Raw genomic sequence first — 23561 nt, forward strand, 5'->3', positions numbered from 1 at the left:
TTACGCCGCAAGTGCGGCAGCGGTGCGGTCGAGCGGCGCGCAGGCGGCTGCAAGCCAGCCGCGGTCGTCCGCGCTCATTCCCGGCGCCAGCTTTTCGAACACCTCGGCATGATAGGCATCAAGCCAGTCGGCCTCGGCGGACGACAGCAACGCGGTTTCGACCAGATTTTGCGCGATCGGGGCAAAGGTGATCGTCTCGAACCCCAGCATATCCTCTTCGGCGCCGTCGATGCTGAGCGGCACCACGATCACCAGATTTTCGATACGAATGCCGAAGGCGCCGGCCTTGTAATAGCCGGGCTCGTTCGAGAGGATCATCCCCGCGTGGAGCGGCTCCTCGGTCCCCGCCTGTCCGCCTGCGGGCTTGGCGATGCGCTGCGGTCCTTCGTGAACCGCCAGATATGTGCCGACACCGTGGCCGGTGCCATGCGCATAATCGACCCCGTCGGCCCACAGGTACTGGCGCGCGAGGATGTCGAGCTGGCTGCCGCGGGTCCCCTTGGGAAAGCGCGCGGTGGCCAGCGCGATATGACCCTTGAGCACTTGGGTGAAGCGGCGGCGCATTTCGGCAGTCGGCGCGCCGATCGCGATCGTGCGCGTGATGTCGGTGGTGCCATCGGCGTACTGCCCGCCGGAATCGACCAGGTAAAGTGTCCCCGTCTCGATCGCACGATTCGTGGTCTCATCGACCTTGTAATGCGGCAACGCGCCGTTCGGCCCCGCGGCCGAGATCGTGTCGAACGATAGATCGACAAGCCCGCCGCCCTCTTCGCGGAACGCGCGCAGCTTTGCCGCGGCGCCAAGTTCGTCGAGCCCACCCTGCGGCGCGACATCCTCCATCCATTGCAGGAAGCGCGCCACCGCGACACCATCGCGGACATGCGCGGCGCGGGTGCCGCCCAGCTCGGTCTCGTTCTTGATCGCCTTGGGCAGCACTGCGGGATCGCGGTGGCGTTCGATTTTCGCCCCGGCCGCTTCCAGCGCGGTGAAAATCGCCGCGACCGCGCGGTCGGGATCGACCGCGACTTTCTTGTCCTTGAGGTCAGAGAGCGCCGCTTCGAACGCGCCGCGATCATGGATCCGCACGCTGTTGCCCAGATGCGCGCGCACCGCGTCGGTGACCTTTTCAGGCGCGATGAACAGATCAGCGGTGGCATCCGAATGCAGTAACGCAAAGGCCAGCCCGACCGGGGTGTGGCTGACGTCGGTGCCGCGAATATTGAAGGTCCAAGCGATCGAATCGAGCGCGGTCATCACCGTGGTGTCGAGACCGTTTACATTCAGCCAGTCGGCGATCACTTCGCGCTTCTCGACCGCGCTCTGTCCCGCGAGCGCGACGTCGTGGACCGCGACCGGCGCCGCGCTCGGCGCCGGCTGGTCATCCCACGCCGCGTCGAGCGGATTGATATCGACCGCGACCAGCGTTGCACCCTTGGCGGTCAAAGCGCGGCCGAGCGAACGCGCCCAGTCGATGCCGTGCAGCCAGGGGTCGAAGCCAATCTTCTGCCCCGCAGCGACATTGGCACCCAGCCATTCGGCAACGCTCGACTGCGGTACCCCGACATAGTCGAACAGCGACCCGTCGACCTGGTCGCGCACCTGCACCGTATAGCGCCCGTCGACGAACACCGCGGCCTTGGTCGGCAGCACCGCCGCCGTCCCCGCCGAGCCGCCAAAGCCCGTCAGCCACGCCATGCGCTGCGCATAATCGCCGACATATTCGCTCATATGCTCGTCGCTGATCGGCACGACAAAGCCGTCGAGGCCCTGCGCTTTCAATGCGGCGCGGACGCGGGCGAGACGTTCTGCATGGATGGCGCTGGACATCAGACGTTCCTTGTTTCTACATCGCGGCGATCCCGCCCATATCGGGCGACACCGCGGGGGAATTTTTGATGCGCGCTATTTGGATGTTTCTGGCGGTAATTGCCACCCCGCTTGTCGCATCAACGCCCCTGCTCGCCCAACAGAAAGACGCCGCATTGACCAGCCCGACCCCTGCCCTGCCCGCCGCCCCGGTCGCCGAGAAGCGCCCGCACGAGACGGTTCTGCACGGCAAAACACTCTCAGATCCCTATCACTGGCTGAAAGACGAGAGCTATCCGGTGATCGATGACCAGGATGTGCTCGACTATGTGAAGGCCGAAAACGCCTATTTCGACGCGGCGATGAAGCCGCACGCGGCGCTCGTCGAAACCCTGTTCCAGGAAATGAAGGGCCGGATCAAGGAAGCCGATTCGAGCGTGCCGCAGAAGGACGGCGACTGGATCTATTGGGTCGAATATGAAGAGGGCGCCGAATATAAGAAATGGTACCGCAAGCCCGTCGCGGGTGGTGAAACGGCCCTGATCCTCGACGAAGTCGCGATGGCCAAGGACAAGGAATATTTCCGCCTCTCCGACGTTGCGGTCAGCCCCAACGGCAAGCTCATGGCCTATGCGGTCGACGACAATGGCTCCGAACGCTTCGAAGTCCGCTTCACCGATCTCACGACCGGCAAGGCGCTGCCCGACGTCATCCCCGGCACCTTGTCGTCGCTGGTGTGGACCCTGAACAGCGACGCGTTGCTCTATGGTCTCGCCAACGAGAATTGGCGCACCGACAATGTCCGCCTGCACAAGCTCGGCACCCCGCTGAGCGAAGACAAATTGCTCTATAAGGAAGCCGACATCGGTTTCGGGGTCGGCATCGGCAAGACCGCGGCGGACAATTATATCGTCATCGCGACGGGCGATAACGAGACGAGCGAAGTCTATCTCCTCCCCGCCGACAATCCCGAAGCCAAGCCACTGCTCGTGTCCGCGCGCAAAAAGGGCCGCGAGTACAGCGTCGATGAGCGCGAGGGGACGCTCTACATCCATACCAACGACGAACACGCCAATTTCCGCGTCGCCACCGCGAGCCTCGCCAAGCCCGGCGAGTGGAAGACGCTGATCCCCGGCTCGGACGCGACCTACATCACCGGACTCGCGATCTTTCGCGACTATTTCGTCGTCGAAGCGCGCGAGCAGGGCGTCGATCAGGTCGATATCCGTCGTTACGACGCCCCGCTGACCCCCGGCCGCATCCAATTCCCCGAGACGACCTATGTCGCGGGGCTGGGCGACAATCCCGAATATCATCAGGACAAGCTGCGCCTCGACTATGAATCGATGGTCACCCCCGACACGGTGTTCGATTTCGATGTCGCTGGCAAAAAGCTTGAAACGCTGAAGGTGCAAGAGATACCGTCCGGTTACACCAAGGACGAATATGTAACCGAATTGGTAAATATGCCCGCGCGCGACGGTACGCCAGTGCCGGTGTCGCTGGTGTACAAGAAAGGTACCCCGCGCGACGGCAGCGCGCCGATGCACCTCTATGTCTATGGCTCCTACGGCTACCGCGTCCCGCCGGGTTTCTCGACCACCCGGCTCAGCCTGGTCGATCGCGGCATGATCTATGCGATCGCGCATGTCCGCGGCGGCGACGATCTCGGCCGCGCCTGGTATCTCGCGGGCAAGACGACCGCGCGCAAAAATACCTTCAATGATTTCATCGACGCCGCCAAAGGCCTGATCGCGGCGAAATACACCAGCGCCGGCAAGATTTCGATCGAGGGCCGCTCTGCGGGCGGGCAGGTGATGGGGGTCGTCTACAACGAGGCGCCCGAATTATGGGGCGCGGTGCTCGCGGGGGTACCTTTCGTTGATGTCATCAACACGATGGTCGACGAAACGCTGCCGCTGACCCCCGGCGAATGGCCCGAATGGGGCAATCCGATCACCGACAAGGCGGCGTTCGACTTCATGTTGAGCTACAGCCCCTATGACAATGTGACCGCCAAAGCCTATCCGCCGATGCTGGTGTCGGCGGGGCTCAACGACCCGCGCGTGACCTATTGGGAACCTGCCAAATGGGTCGCCAAGCTCCGCGCGACGCGCACCAACGATGCCCAACTGCTGCTGCGCACCAACATGGGCGCGGGTCATGCGGGCAAGTCGGGCCGCTGGGGCGCGCTGCGCGAAGATGCCGAGGAATTTGCTTTTGTGCTGACGCAGCTCGGCGTGGAGAAATAATGTACCGGTACCGATAGCGCGCCGGTTGCGACAGGCGCGCGACATTTCGGTACAGGGGTGCGACAATTGGCAATCATTCCCTCCCCAGCACAGAGGGAGAGGATTTGATGACCATAAGATTGACGGTGCAGCTTCTGGGCGCAGGGGCGCTGCTCACAAGCGCTGTGTACGCCGAAGCCGAACCGGTTGCCGATGCAGCGACGATTTCCCAGCGCCTGCTCGACACGCTACGCGAGACCAACGGCGTGCCGGGCATGGGCGCCGCGGTGTGGCAGGATGGCCAGATCGTCTGGGATGGATCAAGCGGCCTGCGCGATGTAACAGGCGGCGCCCCGGTGACGCACGATACACTGTTCCGCCTTGCCAGCGTGTCAAAGCTGTTCACCGTCACCGCTGCCGCAAAGCTTGCGGAAGAGGGCAAGCTCGACCTTGACGCACCGGTACAAGCGCAGCTGCCATGGCTCGGTGCCCGCTGGCCCGCGATCACCCCGCGCCAACTCGCCGCGCATACATCGGGGCTGCCGCACTATCAGGACGTCGATCGCGATCGCGGCGCCGTGCATTATCAGACCGGGCGCGAGGCGGTCGCCATCTTTGCCGATCGCGACCTGCTAAGCCCGCCCGGCACCGCTTACAGCTACTCGTCATGGGGATACACGCTGCTCGGCACCTGGGTGGAGGAGCACGCTGGCCAATCCTTCCCCGACTATGTGACGCGGCAACTGGTCCCCGGGCTCGCGATCCGCGCCGACGCAACGCACAGCGGCGATACCAATGCGTCGCGCGCCTATGGTTTCGATGCCGGGCGCATCGTCGAAATGCCGCGGCATGACTTCAGCTATACCTGGGGCGGCGGCGGGCTGAGCGGGACGGCGGGCGCGGTGGCGACCTTTGGCGGGCAGATGATCGACGCAAAGATCGTCCGCCCCGCCACCTTCGACGCCATGCTGGTGCCGGTGCGGCTCGCCGATGGGCGCCCAGCGGGCGAGCTCGACTATGGCGTCGGTTTCGGCTGGCGCATCAGCCGCGACCCTGACGGCGCGCCCTTTGTTCACCACAATGGCAGCACGATCGGCGCGCGCAGCACCGTCGGACTATGGCGCGCCGAACGCACCGCGGTCAGCGTGCTGGCAAATGCCTCATGGGTGTCGCGGATGGAACCCACCGCGCAGATGATCGCGGCGCCGTTCCGGCCAGCCCCGGCAGGGCTTATCGCCACCGCCTGTCCGGTCGGCGCACAACGCTACCGCGGGACATTTGGCGATGCGGCGGTCGAAGGCGCCGTCCGTTTCCGCATCGAACAGGGGCTATGCATCGGCACTGCCGAACAGCACACCGCGATGCGCGGCTATTTTGGTACCGCGATGCAGCGAACCGACGCGCCGCTGACGCTGGTCGGGCTCGATCCTGAGGGCGGCCTGGCCCGCGCCAGCCTCGTCAACCCATTCGGCATCGCCGACCTGCGCGCGCAAGCCGACGGCAGCTTTACCGCCGAGATTGCCACCGGCCGCCGACTCGTCCTGCGCTTCGATCAGCCCGGCAAATAGCTACGGACCACCAGATCGCGCTCGAGCATCGCCGCGCCTTCGAACAAATGGCCGGCGATACCGAGTGATTCGGCCCCCGCGACATTGGCCGCCACGTCATCGACGAACAGAGCCCCCGCAGGGTCGATCCCGAATCGCTCGATAGCTAGGCGATAGATCGCGGGATCGGGCTTCATCAGCTTTTCAGTGCCGGAAACGATGATGTCCCGGAAGCGGTCGAAGATCGGCTGGGTGGGACGGAATCCTTCCCAGAATTCATGCCCGAAATTGGTGATCGCAAACAAAGGCACGCCCGCCGCGTCGAGCCGCTCGACGAGTTCGAGGCTGCCGGGCATCGGCGCCGGGATCGTTTCGTTGAAGCGCGCGGCATAGGCATCGATCAACGCGGCATGGTCGGGAAACTCGGCCTTGCGCTCGGGCAGCATGTCGGTGAGTGGGCGGCCCGCGTCATGCTGGAAATGCCACTGCGGCGTGACGACGTGCGTCACGAACCATTCCAGCTCGGCCTCATCGGCAATCAGCTTGGCGAACAGATGGCGCAGGTCCCAGTCAAACAGGACACGGCCGACGTCGAAGATCACGCTTTGGCGAATCATACGCCCTCCAGACACGCGAAAGCGCCGCCGGAAGCATCCGACGGCGTTACGCTGGTCATCAAAAGCAAACGGGGTGAAATCACCCCGCGCCGGGGCATCAGCCCTGGCGCGCCTTGAAGCGGCGGTTGGTCTTGTTGATCACATACGTGCGGCCACGGCGGCGGATAACGCGGTTATCGCGGTGGCGGTCCTTCAGCGACTTCAGGCTGTTGCGAATCTTCATGGTTCTTGTCCGTAAATCTTGGCGTATTGACGCGAAGCGGCGCAACTATGGGGATGCGGGTAAAAAGTCAACCGGCTGGCGAAGAGAAAACGTCGTCCCCGCGAAGGCGGGCACCGTTGTCCGGCTTACGCGACGCCGCTGCATAAACCGCCAGCGGCCCCCGCCTTCGGCGGGGGCGACGGGATCGCTACCCTGCCAGGGCCTTTTGCCGCCGTCTCTGCACCGACGAGCCAAACCCCATCGCCTCGCGATACTTCACCACAGTGCGCCGCGCGATGTCGTGGCCCTCGGCGGACAATTTCTGCGCGATCGTTTCGTCGGACAGAATAGCCTTGGCATCCTCGGCCTCGATCATCGCCTTGATCCGGCTCTTGATCGACTCGGATGACACCGCGCCGTCGCCGTCGGTCGCCGAAATGCCGCTCGAGAAGAAATATTTGAGTTCGAACAGCCCGCGCGGGCAGCTGAGATATTTGTTGCTGGTGACGCGGCTGACCGTCGATTCGTGCATGCCGATTTCTTCGGCGACCTGACGCAGGGTCAGCGGGCGCATGTGCGCGACGCCGTGCAGGAAAAAGCCCTCCTGCTGCTTGACGATCGCGCTTGCGACCTTGACGATCGTGCGCTGGCGCTGGTCGAGCGCGCGGACCAGCCAGTTGGCGCTCGCCAGCTGTTCGGACAGCCACGCCTTGCTCTTTGCCGCCGCGCCCGTCGCTAGCTCGGTGTAGTAACGCCGATTGACGAGCAGCCGCGGCAGGGTGCCGCTGTTGATCTCGACCGCCCAGCCTTTGGCGGTCTGGCGAATGAAAAGGTCGGGGACGACCGCCTGCGTCGCATCGCCGCCGAATTTCAGCCCGGGTTTGGGATCATAGTTGCGCAATTCGCGGATCATGTCGGCGAGATCTTCGTCGTCGACGCCGCAGATACGCTTCAATTGCGGAAAGGCACCTTTGGCGACCAGATCGAGATGCGCGATCATCGTGGCCATCGCGGGATCATAACGATCGGCTTCGCGTGCCTGAATCGCAATGCATTCGGCGAGGTCGCGCCCGCCGACCCCCGATGGGTCGAAACCTTGCACCCCCGCGAGGACGCTCTCGACCAGCGCGAGTGGCACGCCGAGCCGCTGCGCGACCTCGGCCAGGTCAGCGCGCAAATATCCGGTGTCGTCGATCAAGGCGACCAGCTGCTCGGCGATCATCGCTTCCAGCCCGCTGAAGCGTTCGCCGACCTGCGCGAGCAGATGACCGTGCAGCGTCTCGTCCTCGCCCGCGAAGCTGTCAAAATCGATGCCCTCGCTGTCGCTGCCCGACAGGCCGACATTGTCGCTGGCGCTGTCGTGGTGAAAGCTTTCAGCGGTCATATCGACATCGAGGTCGTTCGCGGTGCCGCTATCCGACGATAAGGCATGGTCGGCGTCGAGCGAGGCCGCCTCCGTCACGGGCGCGTCATCGCCCAGGCCGTCATTCGTGTCGGCTGCGCTGCCATCGTTATCGCCGGGCGTCGCATCGAGCAGCGGATTGCCTTCCAGCGCCTCGGCCAGATAGGCTTCGAGTTCGAGGTTCGACAGCGCCAGCAGCTTGATCGCTTGCTGCAGCTGCGGCGTCATCACCAGCGATTGCGACTGGCGGAGATCGAGGCGCGGACCCAACGCCATGGCGGCTATATTATTTCCCGCCGTGCTCCCGCGAAGGCGGGAGCCCATCTCTGGTCGGCGCTATTTCGAACCTACCGGAGACGGGTCCCCGCCTTCGCGGGGACACACGGAAATTTTTCTGGCGGCGGTCCGCAAAAATCACAGCGAGAAACCCTCGCCGAGGTAGAGGCGGCGCACTTCTGGATCCGCGACCAGCTCCTCGGGCGACCCCGCGAGCAGGACCTTGCCGTCATAAATGATGCAGGCTCGATCAACGAGGTCGAGCGTTTCGCGGACATTGTGATCAGTGATCAGTACCCCGATGCCGCGCGTCTTCAGATCGGCGACCAGGTCGCGGATGTCGCTGATCGACAGCGGATCGATGCCCGCGAACGGTTCGTCGAGCAGCATGATCGACGGATTGGCGGCCAGCGCGCGGGCGATTTCGGCGCGGCGCCGCTCGCCACCCGACAGCGCCATCGCCGCCGCATCGCGCAGCCGGGTCAGGCCGAATTCGTCGAGCAATTCCTCGAGCCGCCTCTCGCGCGACACCTTGTCGGGTTCGGCGAGTTCGAGCACCGCGCTGATATTCTGCGCCACCGTCATGCCGCGAAAGATCGAGGTTTCCTGCGGCAGATAGCCCAGCCCCAGGATCGCGCGGCGGTACATTGGCAGCGCGGTGATGTCCGACCCGTCGAGCATGATGCGCCCCGCGTCAGGCTTCACCAGCCCCATGATCGAATAGAAACAGGTCGTCTTGCCGGCGCCGTTCGGGCCGAGCAGGCCGACGACCTCGCCCTTGCCGACCGAGAGCGACACGTCGGACAGCACGACGCGCTTGTCATAGCTTTTGGCGATCGAAATGACCGCGAGACCGTTGCCCGCCGCCGCATCGTCGCGCGCATGCGCCTTATGCTCCGCGACGCCATGATCGGCGTCGGCTATCCGCGTCGCCGGGGTCGCTTCGTCGTGGGTCATGCTGGATCGCTTCCTGAGGACATATGCACGGGCGTTACCCGAGGAGCGCCGCCAAGGTCAATCTGGCAAGATATTTGCAGGGCTGCTCCCCTCCCTCCGAGGGATGGGTTAGGGGTGAGTCGCCGCAGGCTTTTTTTTGGCCGCATGCCCACCCCCGGCGCCTCCCTGGAAGGGAGATAGAGACTAATGCCCCGCTTGCGGTCCGCGTGCGATCCCCGACAGGGCGAGCTGTTCGTCGATCGCGGCGAGCAACCGCGCCAACGCCGCGTCGTCGTTCGCCTCGGCGCGCGCCACCAGCACATCCTGCGTGTTCGACGCGCGGAGCAACCACCAGCCGTCGTCGGTGAGCACGCGCGCGCCGTCGGTGCGATCGACCTTGGCGCCCGACGCCGTCAGCCGCGCCAGAACTTCGTCGACAATGGCGAATTTGCGCACCTCATCGACCTGGAAACGCAGCTCTGGCGTGTTGACCATCGGCGCCATCGCCGCGCGCAGCTCGGTGACGCTCTGCCCCAGCTTCGTCGCTGCTTCGATCAACCGCACCGCGGCATAGGGCGCATCGTCATAGCCATAATAGCGATCGGCGAAGAACACATGGCCGCTCATCTCGCCCGCGAGCGGGCTGCCGACCTCCTTCATTTTCGCCTTGATCAGGCTGTGGCCGGTTTTCCACATCAGCGGCGTCCCACCGAGTTCGCTGACCCGATCGAACAGCGCCTGGCTGGCTTTCACATCGGCGATGATCGTTGCGCCGGGCATGTCCTGCAGCAGCGCCGCGGCATAGATCTGCAGCAACTGGTCGCCCCATATCACCCGGCCGTCGCCATCGATCGCACCGATCCTGTCGCCGTCTCCGTCGAAAGCGACGCCGAAATCGAGGTTCCTCTCGGCGACAAGCTTACGCAAATCGGCCAGATTCTTCTCTTCGGTAGGATCGGGATGGTGGTTCGGAAAATGACCGTCGATGTCGGTGAACAGCAAATGATGCTCGCCTGGCAACTTCGCCGTCAGTTTTTCGATGACGGTCCCCGCCGCGCCATTGCCCGCATCCCAGCCGACCCGGTAGGCGCCGCCGGCAAAACCCTCGACCAGCCGGTCGACATAGGCATCGATGATATCGATGCTCTGCGTGACACCGTCGCCAACGGCCCAATCCCCCGCGGCAGCCATTTCGCCGATCCGCTGAATATCGGCACCATAGAAAGGCCGCCCCTGCATCACAAATTTGAAGCCGTTATAGTCGGGGGGATTGTGGCTACCGGTTATCTGGATGCCGCCGTCCACATCTTCGGTTGAGGCTGCGTAATAGAGCATTGGCGTCGGCCCGAGTCCGACGTTGAGGGCGTCGACGCCCGCGGCGTTAATCCCCGCGACCAGCGCATCGCACAGCATCGGCGACGACAGCCGCCCGTCATAGCCGACCGCGACACGCTTGCCGCCGCCGCGCGCAACCAGCGTCGCAAAACTGCGCCCGATGGCATAGGCGTCCTTGTCCGACAGCGTGTCGCCGACGACGCCGCGGATGTCATATTCGCGCAGCATCGTGGGGTGGAAGATATGGGTCATCGTTGGTCCTCGTTGGGAGAGAGAAATCTCAGGCGGCAGCGAACAGATCGCCGTCGGGATGAAACCGCTCGCGCGCGGGAAGGTTCAATCCGCCCATCGCCTCGCGCAGTTCCTGCCGCGCGACGACATGACCGATGCCCATGCCGCCGAGATGCGCCTTGTCGAGCAGGGTCAGCCCGGCGGGGAACAGCTCGCGATAGATGACGCGCTCGCCAAGCCCCGGGATGACGCGAAAACCGACGCGGCGCGAAAGCTGGCTCAGCGCCTCGCCGACGCGGCGCATATTGTGCGCGTCGACATGTTGGAGCCGGTTGCGCAGGATGATCCAGTCGATCGTCCGCCCGTCGGTCTTGGCGCGGGCTTTCCGCGTGTCCCAGATCAGTTCGGAGTAAAAGCTGGGGCGGGTGACCTGAAATGTCTCGGGGTCGACCTGGCCGATCAGGTCGAAATCGATGAAGCTGTCGTTGATCGGAGTGACCAGCGTATCGGCGGTCATCGCCAGATGGCGTGCAAAGACATCGTCGCGCCCCGGGGTGTCGGCGACAAAATAGTCGCAATCCGCGGTCATGCGCGCGACCTGCGCGTCGAGTTCTTCAATCGTCGCCCCCTCGAACACTTCAAACTGCGGCATCGGCAGTTCGATGTCGCGGCGCTTTGCCGTGTTGGTGCGATTCTCGAGATAGCGGTGAAAGGTGCGCTGGCGCGGATCGAGGTCGAGCCCGGCGACCTTCCAGCCCTGGCTCGCCAGCGCGACCGCAAAATGCACCGCGCAGGTCGATTTGCCGGTCCCGCCCTTTTCATTGGCAAAGATGATGCGATGCGGGGCGGGTTTGATCACGCTGTTCGTCATGGGCCGTTGCGATTTTCCTGTTGGCGCGGCATGGCGGCCGCGTCGGTGGTGCATAAGCGCCGCCATTATCGGAGGCAGGGCAGCCGTGCAAATCATCCGTGACATCGCCACGCTGCATCGCGCCATCGCCGCGCTGAAGCAGGACGGCAAAAGCGTTGCCTTGGTGCCGACGATGGGCGCGCTGCACGATGGTCATCTTTCGCTCGTGCAGATGGGGCGGCGCGTTGCGGACCATGTCGTCGTGTCGATCTTCGTCAACCCGACCCAGTTCGGCCCGAATGAAGATTTCGCCGCCTATCCGCGCCACGAAGCCCGCGATGCTGCGTTGCTCGTCGAGGAAGGTGTAGCACTTCTCTGGGCGCCCGATGTCGGGGTCATGTATCCGGGCGGTCACAGCACCCATATCGAGGTCGCCGAACTCGGCGCCGATTATTGCGGCGCCGCGCGCCCCGGTCATTTCGACGGGGTCGCCACCGTCGTCGCCAAATTGTTCAATCAGGTGCGCCCCGATGTGGCGATCTTTGGCGAAAAGGATTGGCAGCAGCTCGCGATCATCCGCCGCATGGCGCGCGATCTTGATTTTGCGCTCGACATTTTGGGGGCGCCGATCGCGCGCGACCCCGATGGCCTCGCGCTGTCGTCGCGCAACGCCTATCTCTCGCCCGAACAGCGCAGCGCCGCCGTCGCCTTTCCGGGCGCGCTCAGGACCGCGGCTGCCGCGCTGGCGAACGGCAGCGATATGTACGAAACGCTCGCGAAGGCCGAAGCGGCGATCGTCGCCGGCGGGTTCGACAGCGTCGACTATATCGCGCTTGCCGATGCCGACAGTCTGGAAAGGCTCGACATTTTTCGCGCTCCCGCGCGGCTGCTCGCCGCCGCGCGGATCGGAAAAACGCGGCTGATCGACAATTATCCGGTGGGTTGATGAAAGCGGAAACGGCCAAAATCAGCCGTTTGTGCATCCTATCCCCCAGAAATTGCCAATCAAGTTAACGCTTTGTTGACCATAAGCCGCAAGGGTGGACCTCGAAGCTTCCTGTGGGGGGAAGCGACAGGGGGTTTTTATGGCCAACAGTCTGAAGTCCGCGCAATATCTAATCGAAAGCCGCTTGCTCGACGCGGCGCGCGGCGACGCCAACGCGTATTTCGATCTCGGGATCGCCTTTTCGACCGGCACCGGCGGGGTCGATGTCGACCTGATCCAGGCACATAAATGGTTCAACCTCGCCGCGCTTGGCGGCAACAAGGAAGGCCAGCAATGCCGCGCCGACCTGTCCGATGAAATGAGCCGCGACGAAATCGCCGAGGCGCAGCGCCAGGCACGCGCCTGGCTCGATGAAACTGCGCGCCGTCCGGCCGCGCGGCGGTTTGCGGCCTAACAGGCTGTTGAAAAAGTGGTAGCGCGCGAGGGCTGATCGTGATTCACTTTCCGGGAGCTGGAGGTGATCGATGCGCGGTTCTGACGAAGGCACGGGAGCTTTGTTTTCCTATGTTGATATAGAGGCGCGGATAAGGCGGGATCATCCGCTTCGGCAGATCCGGCAGATAACCAATACGGCATTATCGGCGCTGGACGGGGATTTCGAGGCGCTTTACCCGCGCCGGCTCGGCCGGCCCTCGATCCCGCCGGAGCGGCTGCTGCGGGCCATGCTTCTGCAAGTATTTTACGGGCTTCGATCGGAGCGCCAGTTGATGGAACGGATCGAGTTTGACCTTCTGTTCCGCTGGTTTGTCGGATTGGGTGTCGACGAGGCGGTCTGGGACCATTCGAGCTTCAGCACCAACCGGGACCGGCTGCTCAGCGGAGAGATCGCCGCCAAGTTCCTGCGCGCGATTTTGGCCCAACCGAAGGTAAAGCGGCTGATCTCAAGCGATCATTTCTCGGTGGACGGTACGCTGATCGAGGCCTGGGCGTCGATCAAGAGCTTTCGCCGCAAAGATGGGAGCGACGATGACCCCCAGGGTCCGGGCCGCAATGCGACACGCAACTTCCACAAGGAGAAGCGGTCCAACGAGACCCACCAGAGCACGACCGACCCCGAGGCACGGCTCTACAAGAAGGGCGACGGCCAGCCTGCCAGGCTTTGCTATATCGGCCACGCCCTGATGGAGAACCGCAACGGGCTGGTGGTGGACGGCGGCATTACCCAGGCCAGCGGTACCGCCGAACGGGAAGCCGCGCTTGCGATGCTGGACCGGCGCCGACGGCGGCGTCGGATCACATTGGGTGCCGACAAGGCCTATGACGTGCGGCAGTTCGTGGAAGATTTGCGCGAGCGGTCGGTCACCCCCCACATCGCGATCAACGGGCATCTCTCGAAGAATGGCAAGGCGCGCGCGACTGCCATGGATCGGCGCACCACCCGTCACCCCGGCTATGCGATCAGCCAACGCTGCCGCAAGCGCATCGAGGAGGTGTTCGGATGGGGCAAGGCTTCGGCCGGCCTCGCAAAGGTCAAGCTGCGAGGACGGGCCAAGGTCGATGCGGTCTTCACCCTCGCCTTGGCCGCCTACAATCTGATCCGCTTGCCCAAGCTCCTCGGAGCGTTGGCATGAGCCCCGGCGGCAAATGGCGCATCGTCGAGATGCCTGACTTCCCGGCCGATTATCCCGATATGGTCGAGCCAGCCTATATCCTGTTCGAGCATAAGGGCGGAGGCGAGTTTGCCTTCGGCTGCTGCACCGGACACATATGGGAAGCGAGCAGCGCGGAGGCGACCAGGATCGACTTCTCCTGGGACGGCAGCGACGAAATGACCGAAGTATGCGGAGATGGCTCCGCCGAACTCCAGCCAGACGGCTCTCTCTACGGCGAAATCTGCTACCGACACGGCGACGAATATCCCTTCATCGCTCGCAAATGGACTTCTTCAACAGCCTGCTAAACCTCCCGAAATCTCTTCGTCGTCATGCCGGACTTGATCCGGCATCCATTCCGGCGATGACGCATGGACCCCGGATCGCGTCAGGGGTGACGAAATAGCCCAAGCTCATTCCGCCCGCCGGAACGGCATATGCCCTTCCAGCCAGTCCATCTCGGCTTCTTCGGCGCGGCGTTCCTGCTCCAGAAAATCGGCCACCGCGCGGCGGAACCCGGGATCGGCAATGAAATGCGCCGACCAGGTCGCGACCGGACCATATCCGCGCGCCAGCTTGTGGCCGCCCTGCGCGCCCGCCTCGACGCGCGCCAGCCCGCGTTCGATCGCGATGTCGATCGCACGGTAATAGCAAAGTTCGAAATGCAGATAGGGGATGTCGACAAGGCAGCCCCAATAACGCCCGTAGAGCGTGTCGGCCCCGACGAAGTGTAACGCCCCCGCCACGGGCCGAGCGTCATCATAGGCGAGTAGCAATACCACCTGCTCCGCCATCCGCGCGCCAATCAGGTCGAACGCCGCGCGGGTCAGATAGGGCTGCCCCCATTTGCGCGCGCCGGTGTCCTGATAGAACAGCCACATCGCGTCCCAATGCTCGGGGCGGATCGCGTCGCCGGTCAATTCCTCGATCCGCAGCCCTTCGACCGCCCGCGCCCGCTCCTTGCGCAGCTGCTTGCGCTTGGCGGACGTCAGCGTGGCGAGGAAATCGTCGAAGCTGGCGTAACCCGCATTGGCGAAATGGAACTGGATGTCGCGGCGCACCAGCCACCCGGCGCCTTCGAACAGCTGCATCTGATCGGGCGCGACAAAGGTCGCATGTGCCGACGACAGCCCGTTCTGCCGCACCACCGTTTCGGCGGCGCGGATCAACAGCCGCGCGTCGTCGCTGTCCGGCGCCAGCAATCGTGGCCCCGGCACCGGGGTAAAAGGCGCCGCGATCTGTAGCTTGGGATAATAGTCGCCCCCCGCGCGCGTCCACGCGTCGGCCCAGCCTTGATCGAAGACATATTCGCCCTGGCTGTGTGACTTCAGATAGGCGGGCGCGGCGGCGAGCAGCACGCCCGCCGCGTCCTCGACGAGCAGCGGCGCCGCCTGCCAGCCTGTACCCGGCCCGACACTGCCCGAGTCCTCGAGCAGCGACAGGAAAGCGTGGCCGACAAACGGATTGCTGCCGTCATGCAGCGCGTCCCACGCCGCGGCATCGACCGCTTCCACCCCGGTACCAAGCGAGATCGTCCGCGCCGGGGAGTCGGCTTCGGCCATTTACGCCGGGCGCACCGCGACAATCGCGTCGGCCTCGACCGCGGCGCCGAGCGGCAGAACCGCGACGCCGACCGCGGCGCGCGCATGGCGACCGGCATCGCCAAACAGCGTTTCGAACAGGTCCGACGCGCCATTGGCGACCTTCGCCTGATCGGTGAAGCTGGGGGCGCTGTTGACGAAGACGCCCAGCTTGACGACGCGCTCGACGCGCGACAGATCGCCGCCCAGCGCCTGGGCAATCTGCGCGATCAGCATCAGCGCGACGCGCTGCGCCGCATCCTGCCCGCCTGCGACATCCATGTCGTCACCTAAACGTCCGGTCACGACCTGCCCGTCGCGGAAGGGCAGCTGGCCGCTGACATAGAGCAGGCCGTCATGTTCGACGACGGGAACATAGGCGGCGACCGGCGCGGCGGCTTTGGGCAGTTCGAGCCCGAGTTCGGCAAGTTTCGCGGTGATATCCATGGTGATTCCTTCTTAAACGGGTTCGGGGGCCGGTGCGGGGACATTTTCGGCAAGCCGGGCGAGGATCCAGTCCTGCGCCGCCGCCCAGTCGTCGATGCGCGCATGGGCATGTTCGGCGGGCGCAATCTTGTCGGCGATCGCGGGTTCGCCGACCAGATGAAGCCGCCACACATCGGGCGCTTCCTGCGCGACCGAATGATGATGCCCCGCCAGATCGTCGATGAACAGCGCGACCGAGGGCTGATATTGCTCGATCAACCGGCGCACCGGCTCACCCTTGCCGCCGCGGCTGCCGATCACCGGCGCGTGAAAATCGTGCAGCGCGAGTTGCTCGATCCGTGCCTGCTGATGCTCGGGGCCGACGTTGGTAAGCACGACAATGTCGGCCTGCTCGGCGATCGCCGCCATTGCCTCAAGCGCGCCCGGGATCGGATATTGCCGCGCCATCTCGCCGCGGAAAAAAGCATCGAGCAGCGGCCAGACTTCGGCCGCTTCCAGCGGTGTCCCGCATTCCTTGCGCTTCAATGCTCCGGCAAAGCTGGCGTCCTCGATGCGGAACAGCACGCCATGTTCGGCGTCGACCCATTCGGCGAAAGGCACGACCATGTGCATCAGCACCTCGTCGCAATCGGTGATGACGAGTGGGCGGGTCATATACGCATTCCTTCAAGGCGCTCCGACGCTGCGGCGATGGTGGCCGGCGGCACCTGCAACGCATCGGCGCAGGCGACAAGGTCGTATTCATGGGCGGTCAGGAACGACAGGATCGCCGCCAAGGTTGCGCGTTCGCTCAGCGATGCGCGCAGCTCGTCGGGGGCAAGGCCGGTCAGCGCCAGCAGCCGCTCGGCGCGCGGTTCGTCGCTCAGGATCCACCCGAGCGCCTGAAGCGCCAATGCTGCGTCGTCGTCGTGCAAGGCAGTTTTCCCTTCAAAGGGAGGCAATTGTGTCATGCGGCCGATTCGCCTAAACGGGCGCCATACGCAAGGTGGGGAAGCGAATAATCATGGGCAAGACCATATTGGTCGTCGAAGATAATGAGCTGAACTTGCGCCTGTTCTGCGACCTGCTCAACGCCCATGGCTATACCGCTCACCCGGTGCGCGACGGTCGCGATGCGTTGGCCAAGGCGCGCGAGATTGCGCCCGACCTGATCATCATGGATATCCAGCTGCCGCATGTCGGCGGGCTCGAGCTGATCGGCCAGATGAAGGCCGACCCGACGCTGCGCGCCGTACCGATCATGGCGGTCACTGCCTATGCCGGGAAGGGCGATGAGGAACAAATCCGTGCGGCAGGGGCCGAGGCCTATGTCTCGAAACCGATTTCGGTGATCAAATTCATCGAGAGCGTCGGGGTGTTTGCCTGACGCAAACGGCCAGTTTCGACAAGAACCAGCCGCTCCCCGGCGAAAGCCGGGGTCCCGGCTTTCGCCGGGGAACAAACTGCCCCCGCATTCCAATTCAAACGCGACATCTTGGCCGCGCCCACGAAAAAGGGCGGCGCAGATGGCCGCCCTTTGATCGTGTTTCGGAGTCACGTGCCTCCGGATACCTTGCGCCGGATAATGCGTTTTCAAACCGCGCGGACATGCCGCGCGGGAAAATGCCTCACTTGATCTTCGATTCCTTAAACTCGACATGCTTGCGCACGCGCGGGTCATATTTGCGGACCGACATTTTTTCGGTCATCGTGCGCGGGTTCTTTTTCGTCACATAGAAAAAGCCCGTGTCGGCGGTGCTCACCAGCTTGATCTTGACGGTCGTCGGCTTGGCCATGGCCCTGTTCCTCGAAATATATGCACATCCGCCGGAGGTCCGAAGGATGTGGCGGGACTTTGGCCCCGACGTTGGTGTGAAAAACATAGAGGGCCGCGCACGAGGCGCCGCCCCCAATATCCGCGCGCCTCTGACCGGATTCGCCGCTTCTGTCAAGCAAAAGAGCGGGCGGACGGCGCACAGCTGTCCGCCCGGGAGGGGGTTCGGTGGGCGGCTAGGCGGAGCTGATCTCAAAGCGAACCGTCATCGTCTTCCAGCTTTCCTCGGCCACGCCACCGCGCGTCGCGGGCTTGAAGCGCCATTTGGCGAGGGCGCGGCGTTTGGTTTCGGCAAAAAAGCCCGGGCTGTCGGTGCTGACCAGTTCGACCGCCTTCACCCGCCCGTCGGTGCCGATCAGCACGCGAACTTTGGCGACGCCTTCGATCTCGCGGCGTTGTTCGCTCGCCGGATAGTCGGGCTGGAACGCCCCGGCGTAGCGCGGATCAAGTTCGGCGAATACCAGTTTGGGCAAAGCTGGTGGATCGGCGGGCCGGGCTGGAGGTCCAGGGTCGATCGGGCCAACGTCGACGATGACCGGCCCTTCGACTACACCATTATCAAAGGAAGGCATTGTTTCGACGAGAGGTTTCACCGTGTCGGTCGCGGACGCGGTTCTCGGCACGGGCTTTGCGTCGGGAGTCGGCTGGGGCGGCGGTGGAGGCGGCGGTAGTTTGATCAATGTTCCGACCATCGGGTCGGTCTTGGGTATCGTATCAACGATCATCGGCGACAGCGCCACCGCGATGACCAGCGCGGCGGGCAGGCCAACGGCAAGAAGTGCCGCGACCGGGTGGCGGCCGGGATCGCTGCCATAGATGTTGCGGGACGAGGTCGCCGATCGACCCGCGGGTGCCGTGGTCACTTCGGGGGCCGTCAGGATGGTCGAAATCAGTGGTATCAGGGTCATGGCATCTCTCCTTGCCTGTCAGACCCGGCCCCGCCGTGTTTCGACCACCGCTATCGGCCAAGTCAGATCGTAGTGATAATATATCATAACGCCTTTTGTCAAGCGCGGCAGTAGGCAAGAATGGTGGCGCTTTTGCACCGTGGTTCGGTTAGCTGGCGGCCAACCGCGCTATCGCCTGATCCTTGGCGATCAGCGGCAGCAGTTCGGCCATGTCGGGGCCGTGGTCGCGCCCGGTCAGTGCGCGGCGCAGCGGCAGGAACAACGCGCGGCCCTTGGCGCCGGTCGCCTCTTTTACGGCGGTGGTCAGCGCGTGCCAGGGGTCGGCGCTCCAGTCGATCGCGGGCGCCGCGGCGGCGGCGGAGTCCAGCACCGCTCGATCCATATCCTCGACCGGCGGCGGCGTGAGCGGTCCATCGAAAACAGCCGTCCAATCGGCCGCTTCGGCGACCGTCATCAAGTTCGGCCGAATCGCATGCCAGCGCGCCGCGGTGATCGCCGCGGGCAGGCGGTTCGCGACCGCTTCATATCCAGTGTGGTGCAGGATCTTCTGGTTCAGCAGCGCCAGCTCGGCTTCATCGAAACGCGCCGGGGCGCGGCCGAAGCGCGTAAAGTCGATATGCTCGATCAGCGGCGCCAGGCTCGTCACCGGTTCGACCGGGTCGCTGGTGCCGAGCCGCGCGAGCAGCGCCGCGAGCGCGATCGGCTCGATCCCCGCGTCGCGCAGGCTGGCCATGCCGAGCGAACCGAGCCGCTTCGACAATTTGCCCTCGGTCCCGACGAGCAACGCCTCATGCGCGAAGCGCGGCGGGGTAGCACCCAGCGCGGCAAACATCTGGATCTGCGTCGCGGTGTTCGACACATGATCTTCGCCGCGCACGACATGGGTAATCCCCATCGCAATATCGTCGATCACGCTGGGCAGCAGATAGAGCCAGCTGCCATCGGCACGCCGCACCACCGGGTCCGACATCGTTTTTGGCTCAAAGTTCTGCTCGCCACGAACCATATCGGTCCATTCGATCGGTGCGTCATGGTCGAGCCGGAAACGCCAGTGCGGCGCGACGCCCACGGGTACCGGGGCGTCGGCGGCTTTGCGCTCATAGACCGGCGGCAGCCCGCGTGAGAGCAGGATCTTGCGGCGGATGTCGAGTTCTTCGGGGGTTTCGTAACAGGCATAGACGCGGCCCGCCGCCTTGAGCTTGTCGAATTCGGCCTCGTACAGCGCGAAGCGCGCCGACTGGCGTTCCTCGCCGTCGATGTCGAAGCCCAGCCACGCCAGGTCGGCGCGGATCGCATCGACATAGTCTTCTTGCGACCGCTCGAGGTCGGTATCGTCGATGCGCAGCAGGAAGCGGCCGCCATGTTTGCGCGCCCACAGCCAGTTGTGAAGTGCGGTGCGGACATTGCCGACATGCAGGGTGCCGGTTGGCGAAGGGGCGAAGCGGGTCACGACGGTCATGCCGCGCGCCTATAACCGCTTCGCTCCCCGCATGCGACCCCGTCGTACAGCGTCAGCCCGCGCGGCGGCGCCCCGGCCAATAGGCCCAGGCGATAGTCAGCAATGAGACGATCAGGATGACGCTATATTCCACCCCGTTGCGCCCCGCGCCAACGACAAACCAGCCAAAAGGCAAATGGACCAGAATCATGCCGAGCGTCAGGATCGCGGCATGGCCCAACGCCGCAAAACTGGTCCAGCGGCGCGCCAGCATCAGCACCGGTCCAACCAGTTCGAACAGCGTTACGCCGAGCGCCCAACCAAAGCCCATGGGAAAGCCCAGCGTTTCCAGCCAGACACCGAACGGCGCCACGCCGCCGGCAACCAAGCGAAAAGTCCCGTGGATCAAAATCAGCAGCGCGACGGTGATCCGCAGCACGTCGAGCGCCCGCTCGGCCTTTTGCGGCGACGCCTTTTCTCCCAGCAACCCCATATCTCGCCCCCCGTATTGCAGTTTCCCGATCCGCAATCTTAGCACCGCCACACGGCCCTACGAGGATACACCGACGTACCGGTACCCGCAGGTCGCGGTCAGCCGGTGCGGAAACCGTGGGTGATCGGATAGCGCCGGTCGCGGCCGAAGTTGCGCGTCGACAGCTTGACCCCCGGCGGCGCCTGCCGCCGCTTATATTCGGCGAGCATCAGCAGGCGTTCGATCCGCACCACCGCGTCGCGGTCGAAACCATGCCGCGCCACGACATCGTCGACGCTCGCCTCCTCTTCGACCAGCATGTGCAGCATGCGGTCAAGGTCGGCATAGGGTGGCAAGCTGTCCTCGTCCTTCTGGTCGGGGCGCAGTTCGGCGCTCGGCGGTTTGGTGATAATCGTCTCGGGCATCACCGGGGCGACCGGATTGCGCGACAGCCGCGGCACATTTTCATTGCGCCATTTGGCGACGGCGAACACCGTCATCTTATAGGCGTCCTTCAGCGGGTTATAGCCACCCGCCATATCGCCATAGATCGTCGCATAACCGACGCTCATCTCGCTCTTGTTGCCGGTGGTCAGCAACATCGGCCCGAATTTGTTGCTGAGCGCCATCAAGGTCACGCCGCGGATGCGCGACTGGACATTTTCTTCGGTGATATCGACCTCGACATCGGCAAAGCTGCCAGCCAACATCGTGTCGAACGCCTCGACCGCGGGGACGATCGAGATCGTGTCGAGCCTGCACCCGATCAGTTCGGCACAGCTTGCCGCATCGTCGAGGCTCGCCTGGCTGGTGAAGCGGCTCGGCATCATCACGCACCACACCCGGTCGGGGCCGAGCGCGTCGGCGGCAATTGCGGCGCAGATCGCCGAATCGATCCCGCCCGACAGCCCGAGCACGACGCCGGGAAAACGATTGCGTTCGACATAGTCGCGCAAGGACACGATCATCGCGCTATAAATATCGGCCGGATGCGCCTCCCATTCGGCGATCGCGCCCGCTTCGCAGGTCCAGCCGTTCGCGCCCCTGGTCCAGCGCGTCACCCGCTCCTCTTGGTCCCAATCCTTGAGGCGGTGGGCAGTCGATCCATCGGCGTTCAGCACAAACGAACAGCCGTCGAACACCAGTTCGTCCTGCCCACCGACGCGGTTGAGGAAAATCAGTGGCAGCCCGGTTTCGGCGACACGCCCCGCGAACACCTGGCTCAACCGCCGTTCGTCCTTGTCGATTTCATAAGGGCTTCCATTGACCGAAATCAGCAGCTCGGCGCCCTGGTCGGCCAGATGCCGCGACACTTTGGGCAACCAGCCATCTTCGCAGATCGGCAGCCCGAGCCGGACCCCGCGCCAATCGACCACATCGGGGAGCGGGCCGGGTACGAAGATTCGTTTCTCGTCAAAAGTGCCGTAATTCGGCAACTCATGCTTTCGCCGCGTCGCAACAACTTGGCCTCCGTCGAGCAGCGCGACGATGTTATACAGGTCCGCCCCGTCGCGTTCGACCGACCCGACAAGCATCGCCGGTCCCCCGTCGGCGGTATCCGCCGCCAGCTCGGCGAGCAATCTCGCGGCGCGCTCGGCCAGGGCAGGCTTCAACACCAGATCCTCGGGCGGGTAACCGATCAGCTGGAACTCGGGGTAGAGGATCAGGTCGGCCCCGGCGTGCCGCGCCCGCACCGCGCGCATCGCATCGACATTGGCGGCCAGGTCGCCGACCGACTGCGTTATCTGGGCCAGGACGATGGTGAGCGTGTCGACTGCGTCGGTCATACCGCCGAGCCATACCCCCCGCCGCCGCGATTGCAATGACCCAAGGGGTCAGCGAACGCGCGGCGTCAACTTCACCCTTCCCCTATCGCCCCCCGCTGGCTAAGGGGCGCGCAATCCTATCCGCCGCGAAAGGGCCGCGCACCCCATGAAACTGATCTCCGGCAACAGCAACCTTCCCCTCGCCCGCGCGATCGCGGACTATCTGGAACTGCCGCTGACCGACACCAGCGTGCGCCGCTTTGCCGACGAGGAAGTGTTCGTCGAGATCCACGAAAATGTTCGCGGGCAGGATGTCTTCATTGTCCAGCCGACGAATTTCCCGGCCAACGACAATCTGATGGAGTTGCTGATCATCACCGATGCGCTGCGCCGCGCTTCGGCAAAACGTATCACCGCGGTCGTCCCCTATTTTGGCTATGCCCGCCAGGATCGCAAGCCCGGTCCTCGCACGCCCATATCCGCCAAGTTGGTTGCCAATCTGATTACCACCTCGGGCGCCGACCGCGTGCTCGCGATCGACCTGCACGCCGGGCAGATTCAGGGCTTTTTCGATATCCCGACCGACAATCTCTACGCCGCGCCGGTGATGAGCGCCGACATCCAGGCGCGCTTTGCGGGCAAGAATCTGATGGTCGTGTCGCCCGACGTCGGCGGCGTGGTGCGCGCCCGCGCGCTGGCCAAGCGGCTCGACAACGCCCCCCTGGCAATCGTCGACAAGCGCCGTGAACGCGCTGGCGAATCCGAAGTGATGAACATTATCGGCGACGTGTCGGGGCGCTTCTGCATCCTGATCGACGACATCGTCGATTCGGCGGGGACGCTGTGCAACGCCGCGGGCGCGCTGAAGGCGGCGGGGGCCGAGGGCGTTGTCGCTTATTGCACCCACGGCGTGCTGTCGGGCGGCGCGGTCGCCCGCGTCGAGGCCAGCGAACTCACCGAACTGGTCATCACCGATTCGATCCAGCCGACCGACGCGGTCAACGACAGCAAGAAGGTCCGCGCGCTCACCGTCGCACCGCTGCTCGGCGAAGCGATCAAGCGCATCGCCGACGAATCGAGCGTCTCCTCGCTGTTCGATTAATCCG

The 23561-nt window shown here is 64.4% G+C and carries 24 protein-coding genes; 8 read left to right on the plus strand and 16 right to left on the minus strand.

Going from position 1 to position 23561, the window contains the following annotated elements:
* Positions 1 to 1827, minus strand: a complete 1827-nt coding sequence (locus CDQ92_RS02415) for an aminopeptidase P family protein (protein ID WP_088439740.1) — start codon at positions 1825 to 1827, stop codon at positions 1 to 3.
* Positions 1828 to 1895: 68 nt separating this feature from the next.
* Here CDQ92_RS02415 and CDQ92_RS02420 point away from each other — a divergent pair, with 68 nt between their 5' ends.
* Together CDQ92_RS02420 and CDQ92_RS02425 are read left to right on the plus strand one after the other, a co-directional pair.
* Positions 1896 to 4058 carry a S9 family peptidase gene (locus CDQ92_RS02420; RefSeq protein WP_229667578.1) on the plus strand — a complete coding sequence of 721 codons (2163 nt, stop codon included), beginning with the start codon at positions 1896 to 1898 and terminating at the stop codon, positions 4056 to 4058.
* Positions 4059 to 4165: 107 nt separating this feature from the next.
* The gene (locus tag CDQ92_RS02425; RefSeq protein ID WP_088439742.1) at positions 4166 to 5605 is read left to right on the plus strand and encodes a serine hydrolase domain-containing protein; all 1440 of its coding nucleotides are present in this window, start codon (positions 4166 to 4168) and stop codon (positions 5603 to 5605) included.
* Here CDQ92_RS02425 and CDQ92_RS02430 read toward each other — a convergent pair.
* From CDQ92_RS02430 to CDQ92_RS02455, 6 genes are all read right to left on the minus strand, one after another.
* The gene (locus CDQ92_RS02430; RefSeq protein ID WP_088439744.1) at positions 5590 to 6201 is read right to left on the minus strand and encodes an HAD family hydrolase; all 612 of its coding nucleotides are present in this window, start codon (positions 6199 to 6201) and stop codon (positions 5590 to 5592) included. The genes CDQ92_RS02425 and CDQ92_RS02430 overlap by 16 nt on opposite strands.
* 97 nt (positions 6202 to 6298) lie before the next feature.
* A complete protein-coding gene (ykgO, locus tag CDQ92_RS02435; protein ID WP_003046794.1) occupies positions 6299 to 6424 on the minus strand; it encodes a type B 50S ribosomal protein L36 in 126 nt (41 codons plus the stop codon).
* A gap of 187 nt (positions 6425 to 6611) precedes the next feature.
* The gene (gene rpoN, locus CDQ92_RS02440; RefSeq protein WP_088439746.1) at positions 6612 to 8081 is read right to left on the minus strand and encodes an RNA polymerase factor sigma-54; all 1470 of its coding nucleotides are present in this window, start codon (positions 8079 to 8081) and stop codon (positions 6612 to 6614) included.
* 138 nt (positions 8082 to 8219) lie between these two features.
* Positions 8220 to 9038: an LPS export ABC transporter ATP-binding protein gene (lptB, locus tag CDQ92_RS02445; protein WP_088439748.1), complete on the minus strand. Its 819-nt coding sequence runs from the start codon at positions 9036 to 9038 to the stop codon at positions 8220 to 8222.
* A gap of 183 nt (positions 9039 to 9221) precedes the next feature.
* A complete protein-coding gene (gene pgmG / locus CDQ92_RS02450) occupies positions 9222 to 10604 on the minus strand; it encodes a phosphoglucomutase/phosphomannomutase PgmG (protein ID WP_088439750.1) in 1383 nt (460 codons plus the stop codon).
* Positions 10605 to 10632: 28 nt separating this feature from the next.
* Positions 10633 to 11442 carry a division plane positioning ATPase MipZ gene (locus tag CDQ92_RS02455; RefSeq protein ID WP_373289673.1) on the minus strand — a complete coding sequence of 270 codons (810 nt, stop codon included), beginning with the start codon at positions 11440 to 11442 and terminating at the stop codon, positions 10633 to 10635.
* Between the two features lie 97 nt (positions 11443 to 11539).
* Between CDQ92_RS02455 and panC the strand changes: the two genes are divergently transcribed.
* The 4 genes from panC to CDQ92_RS02475 all read left to right on the plus strand — a co-directional run bounded on the left by panC (position 11540) and on the right by CDQ92_RS02475 (position 14339).
* On the plus strand, positions 11540 to 12379 hold the full coding sequence (gene panC / locus CDQ92_RS02460; RefSeq protein WP_088439754.1) for a pantoate--beta-alanine ligase: 840 nt from the start codon (positions 11540 to 11542) through the stop codon (positions 12377 to 12379).
* 139 nt (positions 12380 to 12518) lie between these two features.
* The gene (locus tag CDQ92_RS02465) at positions 12519 to 12833 is read left to right on the plus strand and encodes an SEL1-like repeat protein (RefSeq protein ID WP_054589726.1); all 315 of its coding nucleotides are present in this window, start codon (positions 12519 to 12521) and stop codon (positions 12831 to 12833) included.
* Between the two features lie 70 nt (positions 12834 to 12903).
* Positions 12904 to 14010, plus strand: a complete 1107-nt coding sequence (locus tag CDQ92_RS02470; protein WP_088439640.1) for an IS5 family transposase — start codon at positions 12904 to 12906, stop codon at positions 14008 to 14010.
* Positions 14007 to 14339, plus strand: coding sequence for a hypothetical protein (locus tag CDQ92_RS02475; RefSeq protein ID WP_088439642.1), 333 nt, complete (start codon positions 14007 to 14009; stop codon positions 14337 to 14339). Before CDQ92_RS02470 ends, CDQ92_RS02475 begins: the two co-directional genes overlap by 4 nt.
* A 105-nt stretch (positions 14340 to 14444) precedes the next feature.
* Here the strand turns inward: CDQ92_RS02475 and CDQ92_RS02480 are convergent, their stop codons facing one another.
* The 4 genes from CDQ92_RS02480 to CDQ92_RS02495 are packed head-to-tail and all read right to left on the minus strand — an operon-like array spanning position 14445 to position 16972.
* Entirely contained in the window at positions 14445 to 15593 is a 1149-nt protein-coding gene (locus CDQ92_RS02480) for a GNAT family N-acetyltransferase (protein ID WP_088439756.1), read from the minus strand.
* Entirely contained in the window at positions 15594 to 16058 is a 465-nt protein-coding gene (locus tag CDQ92_RS02485; RefSeq protein ID WP_088439758.1) for a RidA family protein, read from the minus strand.
* Between the two features lie 12 nt (positions 16059 to 16070).
* The gene (locus CDQ92_RS02490; RefSeq protein ID WP_088439760.1) at positions 16071 to 16712 is read right to left on the minus strand and encodes an HAD family hydrolase; all 642 of its coding nucleotides are present in this window, start codon (positions 16710 to 16712) and stop codon (positions 16071 to 16073) included.
* Positions 16709 to 16972: a DUF3572 family protein gene (locus CDQ92_RS02495; RefSeq protein WP_088439762.1), complete on the minus strand. Its 264-nt coding sequence runs from the start codon at positions 16970 to 16972 to the stop codon at positions 16709 to 16711. Before CDQ92_RS02495 ends, CDQ92_RS02490 begins: the two co-directional genes overlap by 4 nt.
* 89 nt (positions 16973 to 17061) lie before the next feature.
* Between CDQ92_RS02495 and CDQ92_RS02500 the strand changes: the two genes are divergently transcribed.
* A complete protein-coding gene (locus CDQ92_RS02500; RefSeq protein WP_088439764.1) occupies positions 17062 to 17424 on the plus strand; it encodes a response regulator in 363 nt (120 codons plus the stop codon).
* 241 nt (positions 17425 to 17665) lie between these two features.
* On the opposite strand, the gene rpmG is transcribed toward CDQ92_RS02500, so the two are convergent.
* The 5 genes from rpmG to CDQ92_RS02525 form a co-directional block, all read right to left on the minus strand.
* The gene (rpmG, locus tag CDQ92_RS02505) at positions 17666 to 17833 is read right to left on the minus strand and encodes a 50S ribosomal protein L33 (protein WP_058818055.1); all 168 of its coding nucleotides are present in this window, start codon (positions 17831 to 17833) and stop codon (positions 17666 to 17668) included.
* 214 nt (positions 17834 to 18047) lie between these two features.
* Positions 18048 to 18779, minus strand: coding sequence for an energy transducer TonB (locus CDQ92_RS02510; RefSeq protein WP_088439766.1), 732 nt, complete (start codon positions 18777 to 18779; stop codon positions 18048 to 18050).
* 148 nt (positions 18780 to 18927) lie between these two features.
* Positions 18928 to 20238 (minus strand): glutamate--tRNA ligase, encoded by a 1311-nt coding sequence (gene gltX, locus CDQ92_RS02515; RefSeq protein ID WP_088439768.1) that lies wholly within the window; start codon positions 20236 to 20238, stop codon positions 18928 to 18930.
* 52 nt (positions 20239 to 20290) lie between these two features.
* On the minus strand, positions 20291 to 20710 hold the full coding sequence (locus tag CDQ92_RS02520) for a DoxX family protein (protein ID WP_088439770.1): 420 nt from the start codon (positions 20708 to 20710) through the stop codon (positions 20291 to 20293).
* Positions 20711 to 20808: 98 nt separating this feature from the next.
* The gene (locus tag CDQ92_RS02525; protein ID WP_088439772.1) at positions 20809 to 22476 is read right to left on the minus strand and encodes an NAD+ synthase; all 1668 of its coding nucleotides are present in this window, start codon (positions 22474 to 22476) and stop codon (positions 20809 to 20811) included.
* Between the two features lie 145 nt (positions 22477 to 22621).
* On the opposite strand from CDQ92_RS02525, the gene CDQ92_RS02530 reads away from it, so the two are divergent.
* Complete coding sequence (locus tag CDQ92_RS02530) at positions 22622 to 23557, plus strand: ribose-phosphate pyrophosphokinase (protein WP_088439774.1); 936 nt, start codon at positions 22622 to 22624, stop codon at positions 23555 to 23557.
* The last annotated feature ends 4 nt before the right edge of the window (positions 23558 to 23561 follow it).

The sequence above is a fragment of the Sphingopyxis bauzanensis genome (assembly GCF_002205675.1).
Classification (GTDB): domain Bacteria; phylum Pseudomonadota; class Alphaproteobacteria; order Sphingomonadales; family Sphingomonadaceae; genus Sphingopyxis; species Sphingopyxis bauzanensis.